Source organism: Dehalogenimonas sp. NIT-SK1 (genome assembly GCF_055384165.1).
The window spans coordinates 1,355,717-1,368,710 of sequence record NZ_AP042352.1 but is presented as its reverse complement, the minus strand read 5'-3'; the positions used below and the strand labels follow the sequence as shown (position 1 = coordinate 1,368,710).

The following is a 12,994-nucleotide window of genomic DNA, read 5'->3' as shown; positions in this document are numbered from 1 at the left end:
ATTGTTTTTCGGCACCGGTTATTGGATTATTACCGTTACATAGTAAAAAACCAGCACCGAGGCGAAGACTACCGAATCCATCCGGTCCAGGAAGCCGCCGTGGCCGGGTATGCTGTTGCCGGAGTCCTTGATGGCCATGTTGCGTTTGAAAAGTGATTCTACCAGGTCACCCGCCTGACCGACGGCACTGGCGGCCAGGCCCAGTAGGCCCAGTTCAAGGTAACCCGCCGGCAGGTCAAACACTGCTTTTATCACCAGGGCGATGACCAGGGCGAAAAAAGCGCCGCCGAAAGCCCCTTCCCAGCTCTTGTTGGGGCTTATTGACGGTGCCATGCGGTGCCTGCCGCAGGCTCGGCCGATGAGATAGGCAAAGGTGTCTGAAGCGGCGGTAACGCCCACGGCGAATAAGACCCATTCCCGTCCGTCTTCCAGCCCGCGCAGAGCCACGATGAATGAGAGCATCCAGCCGATATATATCACACCGGCCAGCGTCCAGGCCCAGCGGATGAAAGCCTGAGAGCGGTCCCCGGGTTTAAGCAGGTACAGCAGTGATCCGGCCACAAAGGCCGCCAGCAGCGGTGCCAGTCCGTTTTCAAAATGCGGACTGATAATGAATAGTACCGTGCCGATGGTGCCGATTACGGCGAACGGCCGGGCTTTGGCCTGGCCGACCACGTTATTGAATTCCCGCAGCGCCATAACGCCCCAGAAAATGACCGCGGCGGTCATCCAGGGCAGCGGTCCGTCAGCCCATATAAGCACTATGGCCATCAAGGCCAGGGCGGAGCCGGAAATAATGCGCTTTTTAAGCATCGGTTAAAGCCCCCCGAAACGGCGCTGCCGGCCGGCATAATCATCCAGGGCTTTTTCTATTTCGCCCCGGTCAAAATCCGGCCAAAGGGTATCGGTAAAGTAAAGTTCGGCGTAGGCGGACTGCCATAATAGAAAGTTGGACAGGCGCTTTTCACCGCCGGTGCGGATCAGCAGGTCCACGTCAGGCAGGCCGGCGGTATTGAGAAACTTCTCGAAGGTATTTTCGTCGAGGTCATCAGGTTTTAATTTTTTTGCCATGGCCTGGCGAGCGGCATCCGTAATTTCTGAGCGGCTGCCGTAGTCGAAGGCGAAGCTGGCGGTAGATCCGGTGTTATTTTTGGTCTTTTCTTCTATCTTTTTGATACCGTTTCGCAGGTTGGACGGCAGCCTGTCCAGTTTACCCAGGTGCCGCACGATGACATCATGGTCATCCAGTTGTTTTGCGGTTTCATCAAGGGCTTCAGCCAGGAGCCGCAAAAGGCCGTTGACTTCCTCGCGCGGCCTTTTCCAGTTTTCAGTGGAAAAGCTGAACAGGGTGATATAGGGTACCCCCAGTTCGGTCAGTGTTTTTATGACTTCAGGAATATTTTTAAGTCCGGCGCGGTGTCCTTCGAGACGTTCCATGCCTTGCTTTGAAGCCCATCTTCCGTTGCCGTCCATGATTACGGCTACGTGACGGGGCAGGGTGGATGCTGCCGCGGATGTCTGACTCATATTAAGAAGCTATTTTAGGCCTATTGGGCTTCGGGGGCAAGGAAACGCTGATTTTGAGCGCACCGGCTTGCATAGGTCTGCTCAGATTGCTATAATGGCAAGTTGTTTTAATCTGGAGGTGGTACCATTTACGCTATAGTTGAATCAGGCGGCAAACAGTATAAAGTAACCGAAGGGCAGACCCTTGATGTTGATCGGCTGGATGTAGAAGCCGGCAGTACTGTGGAACTTGACCGCGTACTTCTGTTTTCTGACGGCAAGAAGATAACCACCGGCAAGCCGATGGTTGAGGGTGCCAAGGTGACAGCCAAAGCTGAAGGCAATGGCATGGGAGATAAGGTGCGCGGTTTGCGCTACAAGAACAAAACCCGCGCTCATACCCGCGTCGGTGGTCGGGCTCTTTTCACCCGGCTTAAGATTGAGAGTATCGCCGGCCCGGCGAAATCAAAGGAGAAATAATCAATGGCTCATAAGAAAGGCGGCGGTTCAAGCCGCAATGGTAGAGATTCAAAGCCCAAGATGCTGGGCGTTAAGCGCTATGCCGGGGAGAAAGTCCTGGCCGGCACCATCCTGGTGCGTCAGCGCGGAACCCCCATCAAGGCCGGGGAAAATGTCGGTGTAGGTCGTGACCACACTTTATTCGCACTGGCTGACGGCGTAGTCGCTTACCAGCCGACCAGCAACAACAGGAGGATGGCCAGCGTCAAGACTGGCTAGGTAATTATGAAAGAGAAACTGCATCCAAAATTTTATCCTGAAGCCAAGGTGTCCTGCTCCTGCGGTAATGCCTTTACCCTGGGCTCGACCACGCCGGAGATCAAGGTGGAGCTTTGTAATAAGTGCCATCCTTTTTACACCGGTGAGCGCCGCATGGTTGATACCGCCGGTCGTGTTGACCGTTTCAAGCAGCGTTATGGACTTAAGGATAAATAAAAAGTATCTATTGAACGGCAAGGGGGGCGGTGCACAGCCGCCCCCCTTTTATTATCAACTGCCCGGCTGCATCCGATAATTTTCCGGGCTACGGAATGTTAGAATTGAAGTTCAGGTAGAATATGTCGAATAAGTTTTATTACGGCGGACAGGCCATAATTGAAGGCGTGATGATCCGCGGCCAGAAATCACTGGTGACGGCCATTCGGCGCCCCAAGGGTGATATTGCCGTTGAGTCAAAGCCTTTACCCAGGATATATAACGGCAAGATGCGGCGACTGCCGTTTTTCCGCGGCATAATCGTCCTGCTGGAAGCGCTGCTGCTGGGAGTACAGGCCCTGATGAAGTCGGCGGACGTAGCCCTTGAGGAAGAGGAGGAAGAAGTTTCACCGTGGATGATGTGGGGACTGGTAGGTTTTTCACTGCTTATTTCCGTAGCCATCTTCTTTTTAACCCCGCTTTTTTTAACCCATATCTTTGACCGCTGGCTGGAATCAGTAGTTCTGTTCAACATCGTCGAAGGACTTATCAGGCTGCTGCTGTTTGTTATTTACCTGAAACTCATCGGTTTGATGCCGGATATACGCCGGGTTTTTGCTTACCACGGCGCGGAGCACCAGACTATTAATGCCTACGAACACGGCGTTAAACTGGAACCTTTAGCGGTTCGAGAGTTTTCCACTGCCCACACCCGGTGCGGCACCAGTTTTCTGCTGGCGGTGCTGGTGATCGCTATTTTTGTTTTCAGCCTGATCGGCAAACCGGATCTGTGGCTGATGGTGCTTTCCCGTGTACTTCTGCTGCCGGTAATTGCCGCCCTGGGTTATGAGTTCACCCGCTATGCGGCCGGGCATGGTGATAACGCGCTGGTGCGTGCTCTGGCCCGTCCCGGCATGTGGCTGCAGTCCATGACGACGCGCCAGCCGGAACTGGCGCAATTAGAAGTCGGCATCGCTGCCTTAAAAAAAGCGCTGGTTACTGATTATCCGGAAATGGAAGCGGAGTTATACCCGGAATCCGCTGAAGTGGAGGAAACAGCAGGGGCTGATGATACTGAACAGCAATCTGAAGATTCTCTGACCTGAAGCAGACTATTAGTTGTCAACTTACCCGCTTAATTGTAGAATTAAAGTTCACCAATTTGAAGAAGGACCACTGTAATGGAAAAGGAAATTACCACCGGAACATTTAAAGTTAAGAGCGGATTGGCGCAGATGCTCAAGGGCGGCGTTATTATGGATGTCACCACGCCGGATCAGGCAAAGATTGCCGAAGATGCCGGCGCATGTGCCGTGATGGCCCTCGAGAGGGTCCCCTCAGATATACGTGCAGCCGGAGGCGTGGCCCGTATGGCCGACCCTACCATTATCAAGGCCATAATGGGGGCAGTTACCATCCCTGTGATGGCAAAATGCCGCATCGGTCACTTTGTAGAAGCCCGGGTGCTGGAAGCCATGGGAGTTGATTTTATTGATGAATCAGAAGTATTGACACCGGCTGATGAGGCTTTCCATGTCTGGAAGCAGGATTTCAAAGTACCGTTTGTTTGCGGTTGCCGCAACTTGGGAGAAGCCCTGCGACGCATAGGTGAAGGAGCGACAATGATCCGTACCAAAGGTGAACCCGGCACCGGCAACGTGGTTGAAGCCGTGCGTCACATGAGGGCGGTGCAGGCTGAGATTCGCCGGGTTGTTGCCTCTCCGGTTGAGGAGTTGATGGCCATTGCCAGGGACCTGGGCGCGCCATTTGAACTGGTGATGGATGTGCATAAAACCGGCAAGCTGCCGGTGGTAAATTTCGCCGCCGGCGGAATTGCTACCCCGGCTGACGCGGCGCTGATGATGCAGCTTGGTTCGGAAGGTGTTTTTGTCGGTTCTGGCATTTTTAAGTCAGCTGATCCGCTGGCCAGAGCTAAAGCAATAGTCAAGGCCACCACTCATTACCAGGACCCTGCAGTTGTTGCCGAAGTTTCAGAAAACCTTGGTGAAGCCATGCATGGTTTGGAAATAGGGCAGATTAGCCCAGAGCAGCTTATGGCTCAGCGCGGCTGGTAAAGCCGGTGCACCGAGCGCAATTGACATCACGGAAGCGGGTTGTTATAATCCAGCCAATTCCGCTGAAATAGCGGTAACTCTTCGAGTTCCAACGGCCTAAGACTCAAGTTATGGTCTTGGAACCGGTGAGCCGAAAGGCTCCGAGGGTACAGGTGGAAACGCCGGTGCCTCCCGTATTGGAAAGGAGAGCTGGTGAAAAGAATTTATTTATATGCAGAGGCGCTTATTCGTTAAGTGCCTCTTGTTGTTTTTTTTCATCATGTCAGTTCCAGTTATCTCCTTTTCCTGAATACGGCGGGTTATGGCTATTTTGAGCGGGAAATAATGGCCGGAGGTTTCAGGGAATCTAATTTATTCCCCCTGAAAACTTGTTTTTTCCCGAAGGGGTGGAATGAAGCGAATCGGTCTATCTGACCCGTTGTCCGGTTGTATTTATGCTGAGTACCCTCCCAGCATTTTACCGCAGTGCGGTCAGCATAAACCGAAGCCGGTTATTTATATCGGCGGTTTGTCGGTGCCTTTTATGCGCCACTGTCAGAATTAGAATTTCAGTTATCTGTAATAAGAGTTAGGCTTGAAGGCACAGCAGTACTCAGCGGCATCCGGTAAATGTTGCTGAAGTTACGCAGCGACAGATTTATCGCTCATTCCACTCTTTTTCTATTGGATTATCTTGAGCAACAAAAAGATATTATTGTTTTACGAATTAAAAAAGAAATCTGTTTTTGAATATATATTCCAGCATTATCCAATTCGCCTCGACGTCGGATTTTAGCTATAATAAAGCATCTTGATTTACCGTATTGATGTTTCACCCGCACCCGGCACCGCTGACCGCCGGGGAGGCTCTATACTGAAAGATATTGCCGAACTAAATCTTTCCGGTGTTAGCTCAGTCCACGTTTCCGATGTTTACTGGCTCAAAGGTAATGTCAATCGTTCTGATATAGAAAAGCTGGGCTGGGAGCTGCTGACTGATCCGGTAACCCAAGTTTTTACCGTTGATTGTCCCATAGAGGACGAATCACCCGGGCGGGCGGTGCTGGTTATTCATAATCCCGGTGTGGCTGATCCGGTGGAAGAAACCATATTGAAGGCTGCGGCTGATTTGGATGTTACTCTAGATGGGGCCAGGACGGGCAAGCTTTATATGCTTCAAGGCAACTTTGATGCTGATACCCTGACTTTGATAACTAACCGGCTGTTGCTGAATCCGATTATTCAGCATGCGGTGACCCCGGAATCCATTATCTTTGGCGAAAATCCAGTTTATAAATTTGAACTGTGTAAAGTTGAGATGCCTGAGGATGACGCCGGATTGTGTCGAGTGGGCGGTCAGTTCTGCCTGACCCCGTCTGAGGTTCGTACCACTGCGGAATATTTTAAGAAAAAAGGACGGAAGCCGACGGATGTTGAGCTGGAAACACTGGCTCAGTCGTGGAGTGAGCATTGTGTTCATAAGACATTCAAGGCTAAGTTTGATTTTGAAGGTCAGACCATCGACAACCTTTTAAAATCTACCATAGCCCGGGCAACCCGGCAGCTAAATAAACCATGGTGTTTGAGTGTCTTCGTGGATAACTCCGGCGTTATTGATTTTGACGGGGAACACGCCGTCTGTTTCAAGGTGGAGACGCATAACCACCCTTCCGCGGTTGAACCCTATGGCGGTGCCGCTACCGGTTTGGGCGGAGTTATCCGTGATGTCCTGGGTACAGGTTTGTCGGCAAGGCCTGTTTGCAACACCGACGTTTTCTGTTTCGGCGAGCCGGATATGTCTTATGATGATTTGCCGCTGGGAGCATTGCACCCACTCCGGGTTTTTAAAGGTGTCCGTTCAGGCGTAGCTGATTACGGCAACCGAATGGGTATCCCTACCGTTAATGGAGCTGTTTTATTTGACAAGCGTTATACGGGTAATCCCTTGGTTTATTGCGGCACGGCGGGAATTATGCCTACCTGGGCGGCCAAGCCTGGCCAGCAAAAGCCCGGAGACATGGTGGTATTGCTTGGCGGGCGCACCGGACGTGATGGTATCCACGGAGTTACCTTTTCCTCGGAGGCGTTGTCGGATAAAAGCAATGAGCAATCATTTTCATCGGTACAGATAGGCAACCCTATTGTTGAAAAGCGTATGACTGAGGCTATTTTAAAAGCCCGTGATGAAAGACTGATATCCCGTATCACGGATGTCGGTGGCGGCGGATTGTCATCAGCCGTCGGGGAGATGGGAGCGGACACCGGGGTCAAGGTTTGGCTGGATAAGGTACCGCTGAAATATTCAGGGCTTAGTTATACTGAAATCTGGATTTCTGAATCACAGGAACGCATGGTCATGGCTGTATCACCAAAGAATATAGACCGGCTGCTGGAAATCTGTAGTGATGAAGGTGTTGAGGCTACTGTCATCGGTGAATTTACCGGAGAAGGCAGACTGGAACTATATTATCAAGACAATCAAGTATGCGACCTGAATATGGAATTTTTGCACAATGGGTTGCCGCAGCTTGAGCTTAAGGCTTCATATCGTCCTGCCGGTCATTCGGAACCGGAGTTTCCTTGTCCGCCGAAACTGGATGAGGACCTGCTGACCCTGCTTGGACGCTGGAATACCTGTTCCAAGGAATGGGTTATCCGCCAGTATGACCATGAGGTGCAGGGCGGCAGTGTAATCAAGCCATTGGTCGGGCAGCATTCCGACGGTCCGGGGGATGCCGCCGTGGTCAGGCCGGTGGTTGGTACTGATAAGGGGATTGTTATCTCCTGCGGCATCAACCCGGCTTATGGAGAAGTGGATGCCTACAATATGGCAGCTTCGGCAGTTGATGAAGCTATAAGACAGGTTCTCGCGGTGGGGGGGTCGCTTGACCGATTGGCGCTGCTGGATAATTTCTGCTGGGGGTCAGCCACCGATGAAGAGGCGCTTGGGGCGCTGGTCCGAGCTGCCCAGGCCTGCGCTGATTTGTCACTGGTTTATGAAACACCTTTTATTTCCGGAAAAGATTCTCTCAATAATCAGTTCCGGATTGATGGTCAGGTTGTTTCCATACCCCATACCCTGCTTATATCGGCTATCAGCGTCATGGCTGACACATCCAAAGCATTGACCATGGATTTCAAAACTTCCGGGAATCTCATTTATTGCCTCGGAACTACCAAAGCAGACCTTGGAGGTTCAGCCTATTACTCTTCCAAGGGCTATATCGGCAACCAGGCTCCGGGAGTGGATGGCGCGACGGCTAAAACGCTTTATTCCCGCCTGTCGGCAGCCGCTGACAAACGATTGATTGCTTCCTGCCATGATTTGTCCGAAGGCGGTCTTGGAGTAGCCCTGGCGGAAATGGCTTTTGCTGGAGGTTTGGGGGCCGCTGTGGAACTATCCAAGCTGCTGCGTGAGGATGATATTAATCGTAATGACACCTTGCTTTTTTCTGAATCGAATTCACGTTTTCTAGTTGAAATTGCCCCGGAGAAACAGTCTGAATTTGAACATATTATGGGATTTGCTTCCTTTTCTCTCATTGGCGTAGTGACACAGGATAATATGCTGAATGTTAAAGGTCTGGAAGGTGACGTAATCATAAGTCAACCGATATCCGAATTAAAAAATGCCTGGCAGAGGCCTCTGAAATGGTGAAAAAGGTTAAGATACTGGTATTACGCGCTCCTGGGACTAACTGTGACCAGGAAATGTCTGAAGCTTTTGAGGCAGCCGGTGGTGAGTCGCGCGTTGTTCATATAAATGAACTTATCTCCGGGGAGGTTAAGCTGCGGGATTATCAGGTCATGGGTTTGCCTGGTGGCTTTTCCTATGGGGATGATCTGGGTGCCGGTAAGGTACAGGCCAACGAAATGCGTTTGCGTATTTTTGATGAATTGAAGAGTTTTATTGAGCGCAGCGGCCTGATTATCGGTGTCTGCAATGGGTTCCAGGCGCTAATAAAAACAGGTATTTTACCCGGCCCGCCTGATCCGGCATTACCCCATGTTACTTTGACAAATAATGATTCCGGTCGGTTTGAGTGTCGTTGGGTGAGGCTGGCGGCAGAGCCGAAATCGGGTTGCGTCTGGACTGAAGGCATTACCCAGATGGAGGTACCGGTGGCTCATGGTGAAGGGAAGTTAATCGCTGCCCCTGATATGCTTGCCCGTCTCCGACCGGTTTTTTATTATGCGGATGAATTTGGCAATTCCACCGATGAGTACCCAGCCAACCCCAATGGGGCGGTTAATAATATTGCCGGCCTGACTGATGACACCGGGCGTGTTTTTGCCCTTATGCCTCATCCGGAACGCTTTATCCGGGCTTCGCAGCATCCCAACTGGACCCGCCGCTGCATTGAGGAGCCAGGCGCCGGTTTAAAGATTTTTCAAAATGGAATTAACGCGGCCTTCAACAGTTAACACGATCACACTTTATTTTGACTTAAGTATAATATTGCTTGGTCGTATCAACTGATAAAGGATGGTTTCTGAAAACCAGAGCCGCGCCATATCGCCAGCAGAAGCGACGGTTCATCTCCGGTGGTGAGGGCATGGGCTTGGTACGGCGGATTATGAACCAATTGTCCGGCCCGCAGCCAGGCTGGGGATCGGTCATCATCCGGTGCCTCCCACCAGAACTCCCCGGCAAGCACCAGGTATAATTCTTCGGCAGAATGGGAATGCAGCGGATAATTAATGTTGGCGTCAAAAATCATGACTTCGACCAGTCCGTTGTTCAGCACCAAGGGGCCGTTGCTGTCGGCAATGGGCAGCCAGGCTGAACCATGAACGAAATCATTGCCGGCTTCTTCAGGGGTATACGGCTGGCGCCAATTGCTGGTTGGTGCTGAACTTACAATCTCATCGACTAAAGCCTGGGTTTCCGGAACCGCCGGACCCAGGCGGTTGAGGATTGTGACGGGTGGTGACGCTGTGGTTTCAGGGGTCTTGGTTTCCAGGACCTGGGCCGGTGGAAGTTTATTCAGGAAAGGCTGTGTAATATTACTGGGGTATGATTTGAGGGTATCAATAACCAGATTATAGAGTAATTCGTTTCTAATCATATGTTTTGATGCTTCTAAGGATTAAAGTTGAAAAGTGTTTTAAAGACCTAGGTTCTGGGGAATGGGATTTGTCCTAATTAGAGGTGTTTTTTCTTGATGGCTTATGGAAACGAGCTACAATAAAGAATAATATTCTTGGATTGGCAGTAATGGCAGGCGCTTATTAATGGTAGTCCGCGAATTCACTTCCTGATAAGGCAACCAGTACTGCGGCGGCTATACCGAAAGGTAAGAATGTCAGGGCAGCGGCTATTGTTCCGCCAAGTGCCAGTCGATAATTTTGTTTTTTAATTATTATTATTCCTCCGATTATTGCGCCCAGGGCAATAATCAATGCCGGCAGGGGCAGGCCGAAAATGATACTGGGTACGAACGGCGGGATATCACCTTTGCCGAATCCGCTGCCTTCCGGTCCGAACCCTATCCAGTAATTAAGTATGCCGAAGCCACCGATAATTCCGGAAATAATTGCCAAGATGCCGCTGATTAAAGGTCGGCTGGTACTCTTCATACCGACATCTTACGCCCTTTATGGGGGAATAGATACATGCTGTTTTGTTTTCCGCGGCTTTATTTTCAACCAAGATGGGGGATTTAGGAAAAAGCTCACGGCTGGAATGGCGGCGGGTCTTGAACCTGTACCTGGTTGACTGAACCTTGGCCGCTGTCTCCCCTTACCTTACCGCCGCCGGCCACTACCGGGGATGTCAGTGAGATAGAAAGAGCGATGACAATCAGTATTATAGCTGATAATTTTTTCATCTTTGGCGCTTCCTTATTCAATTCTCTAAAAGAATTGTATTCTTGCCTGGGAAATATGTCAATAGGGGTAAATCATCACTCATTATTTTATTCCACACCCTGTTATCTGATATGTTAAAGTATACACAGGCACTTTTTATGGAGTTAACTAATTCATGATTGTAGAGATGAGAACTGGTGCGCCCAGGGAAGAGGTTGACGCGGTAGTCGAGAAAGCCCGCTCAGTTGGTTTGAATGTTCAGCTAAATTTGGGCACGGACAAGGTTGTGGTAGCTCTCCTGGGCAGTAACACCGGGCTGATACCCACTGACCAGTTTGCCGTGTTGCCGGGGGTGGAAAGTGTTACCCGCATTATGAAACCGTATAAATTAGCTTCGCGGGAATTCAAGAAAAAAGACACGATTGTTTCTATTGGAGGAGTTGACCTAGGAGCTAATAAGGTCGTTATCATGGCCGGACCATGCGCGGTGGAAAATGAAGAACAGCTTAATGAGGCCGCCCGGGTGGCCAAAGATTCCGGGGTTGATATACTTCGCGGAGGTGCCTTTAAACCGCGTACATCTCCTTTCAGTTTCCAGGGGTTAAAAAAATCAGGGCTGGAACTGTTGGATAAAACCCGCAAGAACTTTGGCATTCCGGTTATTACCGAAGTGGTGGATGTTCATGACGTGGATATGATGTCAAATCATGTGGATATTCTTCAAGTTGGTTCCCGTAACATGCAGAATTATTCCTTATTGACACGTCTCGGCAAGACCCGCCGGCCAATACTGCTGAAAAGAGGCTTTGCCTGCACCATCACCGAATGGTTGACAGCCGCTGACTATTTACTTTCTGAAGGAAATGACCAAGTTATCCTGTGCGAGAGAGGTATCCGTACCTTTGAAGACAGTACAAGATTTTCATTGGACATTTCTTCTATTCCGGTTATAAAAAAATACTCTCATTTGCCGCTGGTGGTTGATCCCAGCCATGCGGCCGGACATTATTCGCTGGTACCGGCACTGGCCAAAGCCGCTGTTGCGGCAGGTGCGGATGGTTTGCTGATAGAGATGCACCCTGACCCTCGGCAGGCCATGGTAGATGGTATCCAGTCGCTATCGCCTTCGGATTTTATACGTTTGATTGCAGAGTTGAAGCCTGTTGCCTCTGCGGTGGGGCGTTATATTTAATATTATCTGCAGTAGAGACTGTGTTCTTCACAAAAAACCCATAATCTATTCATATTGTTAATATACTTGCCAATTATACTGGCAAGGTGACAATAGCAAAATTATCCAGTCGCGCCATATTCATTTTTGCTGCCGTCGGTATGTTTTTATGGCTGACGACAACACCTATTTTCGCCTGTGATATCATTTTCAGTCCGGCAAAGACTGGAGGTGAAGTAGGTGAAATTATTGAAGTCGGATTATCCGTCCATCTCACCCACCGCAATTGTCCGGTTCCTATGGAGGATACCAAATACATAACCAGTGATAATCTGGCGATAGTAGGACAGACAGATTGGGTATCCGGCGGACGTGATGAATACACTTCCGTTCTGAGTATCCAGTTCCTGGCTCCGGGTACCGCCGAGTTGGAAGTTGTTAGGGAGTGCCTTAAGGAAGGCGGGCATGCCTCTATCAAATTTTCAGTCGGAGGGGAAGGAGTGATTGAGTCTTCGACGAACGTCGCGCCCTCTGACGGACTTTCGGATACCGATACATTATCACCGATTTTCCAAACAGGAGATGGAGACGAGAGTGAAATGACTTGGATGGAGGCTTTCCAGAGAGCTTTCAGCCAGCCATTTATACTGGCATATTTGTCTCTGACCGCTTTTGCTTATGTGGCGCTGCTGCTCCGCCGCCGTCGTTGGCGTTTTGTATCCCTGGCTTTTGCTATGGTCTACCTGGGTTTTTTCCTGGGGTTATGCCCCTGTGTTATCGGGGCAATGCAGAATGTTGTACTGCACTTGGGTGATATTAAAGAATACCTGGCTCATTTTATTATATTGGCTATTCCGGTATTTTCTACTTTCTTTTTGGGCAGATTGTATTGCGGCTGGGTTTGTCCTATGGGAGCGGTGCAGCAGTTTCTTTATCGGCGAGATTTAAGCGTAAAACTTCCTGAAGGATTGGGGGCCAAGCTGCGTCCAATGCGGTTTGCAGTACTGGCCGCCATTATTATCGCCGCGCTTTATAGCGGCACTGCTGCTTTTGCTGAAATTGACCCCTTCAAGTCATTGTTTAATGCCCAAATCTCACCCGTACCGACCACTCTGTTAGTTTTACTGCTCGTATCTTCCATTTTTATTTTTACCCCGTGGTGCCGTTTTTTATGCCCGATGGGCGCGGTTCTGTCAATAGTGGCTCGTTTTGCCAGACGCCAAGTCAGCTTTAAAACAGAATGCCGTAACTGCGGTGCCTGCGCCAAGTCTTTTTGTGATTATAAAGCTATTAAACCGGGTGCTGTTATGCCCATGATTGAACAGCACGAATGCGTCCGTTGTGGTGAATGCATCGCACGCTGTCCCAAGAAAGCTATGGATTATATGTTGCCTGTGATTGAAGGCCAAGCGATTGACCAGGGATTAAGGCCACCACAGCACCTCCCGGAAATAATCCAGGTGCCGGAAAAAGTCGATGCCTTATAGTCGCGTAACTGCTTTATATAAGACCGTTCAAC

Annotated in this window: 14 protein-coding genes and 1 riboswitch; of the genes, 9 read left to right on the top strand and 5 right to left on the bottom strand. The window is 50.2% G+C overall.

Annotation, left to right across the window (positions count from 1 at the left end; genetic code table 11):
- Window positions 1-18 precede the first annotated feature (18 nt).
- Complete coding sequence (locus ACZ48S_RS07125) at window positions 19-813, bottom strand: phosphatidate cytidylyltransferase (protein ID WP_464212086.1); 795 nt, start codon at window positions 811-813, stop codon at window positions 19-21.
- A gap of 3 nt (window positions 814-816) precedes the next feature.
- Window positions 817-1,527: a polyprenyl diphosphate synthase gene (uppS, locus tag ACZ48S_RS07120; protein ID WP_464212084.1), complete on the bottom strand. Its 711-nt coding sequence runs from the start codon at window positions 1,525-1,527 to the stop codon at window positions 817-819.
- A 126-nt stretch (window positions 1,528-1,653) separates the two neighbouring features.
- Between uppS and rplU the strand changes: the two genes are divergently transcribed.
- The 7 genes from rplU to purQ all read left to right on the top strand — a co-directional run bounded on the left by rplU (window position 1,654) and on the right by purQ (window position 8,918).
- Window positions 1,654-1,986 (top strand): 50S ribosomal protein L21, encoded by a 333-nt coding sequence (rplU, locus tag ACZ48S_RS07115; protein ID WP_464214584.1) that lies wholly within the window; start codon window positions 1,654-1,656, stop codon window positions 1,984-1,986.
- 3 nt (window positions 1,987-1,989) lie between these two features.
- Window positions 1,990-2,244 (top strand): 50S ribosomal protein L27, encoded by a 255-nt coding sequence (gene rpmA / locus ACZ48S_RS07110; protein WP_464212082.1) that lies wholly within the window; start codon window positions 1,990-1,992, stop codon window positions 2,242-2,244.
- 6 nt (window positions 2,245-2,250) lie between these two features.
- Entirely contained in the window at window positions 2,251-2,460 is a 210-nt protein-coding gene (gene rpmE / locus ACZ48S_RS07105; protein WP_464212080.1) for a 50S ribosomal protein L31, read from the top strand.
- A 122-nt stretch (window positions 2,461-2,582) separates the two neighbouring features.
- Entirely contained in the window at window positions 2,583-3,545 is a 963-nt protein-coding gene (locus ACZ48S_RS07100; RefSeq protein ID WP_464212078.1) for a DUF1385 domain-containing protein, read from the top strand.
- Between the two features lie 75 nt (window positions 3,546-3,620).
- On the top strand, window positions 3,621-4,514 hold the full coding sequence (gene pdxS, locus ACZ48S_RS07095; RefSeq protein WP_464212076.1) for a pyridoxal 5'-phosphate synthase lyase subunit PdxS: 894 nt from the start codon (window positions 3,621-3,623) through the stop codon (window positions 4,512-4,514).
- Between the two features lie 67 nt (window positions 4,515-4,581).
- Window positions 4,582-4,717, top strand: a riboswitch (molybdenum cofactor riboswitch).
- A 587-nt stretch (window positions 4,718-5,304) separates the two neighbouring features.
- Window positions 5,305-8,151 carry a phosphoribosylformylglycinamidine synthase subunit PurL gene (gene purL, locus ACZ48S_RS07090; protein ID WP_464212074.1) on the top strand — a complete coding sequence of 949 codons (2,847 nt, stop codon included), beginning with the start codon at window positions 5,305-5,307 and terminating at the stop codon, window positions 8,149-8,151.
- Window positions 8,148-8,918, top strand: a complete 771-nt coding sequence (gene purQ, locus ACZ48S_RS07085) for a phosphoribosylformylglycinamidine synthase I (protein WP_464214582.1) — start codon at window positions 8,148-8,150, stop codon at window positions 8,916-8,918. Before purL ends, purQ begins: the two co-directional genes overlap by 4 nt.
- Before the next feature lie 47 nt (window positions 8,919-8,965).
- On the opposite strand, the gene ACZ48S_RS07080 is transcribed toward purQ, so the two are convergent.
- The 3 genes from ACZ48S_RS07080 to ACZ48S_RS07070 form a co-directional block, all read right to left on the bottom strand.
- A complete protein-coding gene (locus ACZ48S_RS07080; protein ID WP_464212072.1) occupies window positions 8,966-9,562 on the bottom strand; it encodes a dimethylsulfonioproprionate lyase family protein in 597 nt (198 codons plus the stop codon).
- A 163-nt stretch (window positions 9,563-9,725) separates the two neighbouring features.
- Complete coding sequence (locus tag ACZ48S_RS07075; protein WP_464212070.1) at window positions 9,726-10,073, bottom strand: hypothetical protein; 348 nt, start codon at window positions 10,071-10,073, stop codon at window positions 9,726-9,728.
- Between the two features lie 95 nt (window positions 10,074-10,168).
- A complete protein-coding gene (locus ACZ48S_RS07070) occupies window positions 10,169-10,324 on the bottom strand; it encodes a hypothetical protein (RefSeq protein ID WP_464212068.1) in 156 nt (51 codons plus the stop codon).
- Between the two features lie 155 nt (window positions 10,325-10,479).
- On the opposite strand from ACZ48S_RS07070, the gene aroF reads away from it, so the two are divergent.
- The gene (gene aroF / locus ACZ48S_RS07065) at window positions 10,480-11,496 is read left to right on the top strand and encodes a 3-deoxy-7-phosphoheptulonate synthase (protein ID WP_464212066.1); all 1,017 of its coding nucleotides are present in this window, start codon (window positions 10,480-10,482) and stop codon (window positions 11,494-11,496) included.
- An 86-nt stretch (window positions 11,497-11,582) separates the two neighbouring features.
- Complete coding sequence (locus ACZ48S_RS07060; RefSeq protein WP_464212064.1) at window positions 11,583-12,962, top strand: 4Fe-4S binding protein; 1,380 nt, start codon at window positions 11,583-11,585, stop codon at window positions 12,960-12,962.
- Window positions 12,963-12,994 lie beyond the last annotated feature (32 nt).

Coding starts and splice junctions, on each gene's coding strand:
- ACZ48S_RS07125 (WP_464212086.1), bottom strand. CDS start 813: ATGCTTAAAAAGCGCATTATTTCCGGCTCCGCCCTGGCCTTGATGGCC.
- ACZ48S_RS07075 (WP_464212070.1), bottom strand. CDS start 10,073: ATGAAGAGTACCAGCCGACCTTTAATCAGCGGCATCTTGGCAATTATT.
- uppS (WP_464212084.1), bottom strand. CDS start 1,527: ATGAGTCAGACATCCGCGGCAGCATCCACCCTGCCCCGTCACGTAGCC.
- ACZ48S_RS07080 (WP_464212072.1), bottom strand. CDS start 9,562: ATGATTAGAAACGAATTACTCTATAATCTGGTTATTGATACCCTCAAA.
- aroF (WP_464212066.1), top strand. CDS start 10,480: ATGATTGTAGAGATGAGAACTGGTGCGCCCAGGGAAGAGGTTGACGCG.
- ACZ48S_RS07070 (WP_464212068.1), bottom strand. CDS start 10,324: ATGAAAAAATTATCAGCTATAATACTGATTGTCATCGCTCTTTCTATC.
- rpmE (WP_464212080.1), top strand. CDS start 2,251: ATGAAAGAGAAACTGCATCCAAAATTTTATCCTGAAGCCAAGGTGTCC.
- ACZ48S_RS07100 (WP_464212078.1), top strand. CDS start 2,583: ATGTCGAATAAGTTTTATTACGGCGGACAGGCCATAATTGAAGGCGTG.
- rpmA (WP_464212082.1), top strand. CDS start 1,990: ATGGCTCATAAGAAAGGCGGCGGTTCAAGCCGCAATGGTAGAGATTCA.
- pdxS (WP_464212076.1), top strand. CDS start 3,621: ATGGAAAAGGAAATTACCACCGGAACATTTAAAGTTAAGAGCGGATTG.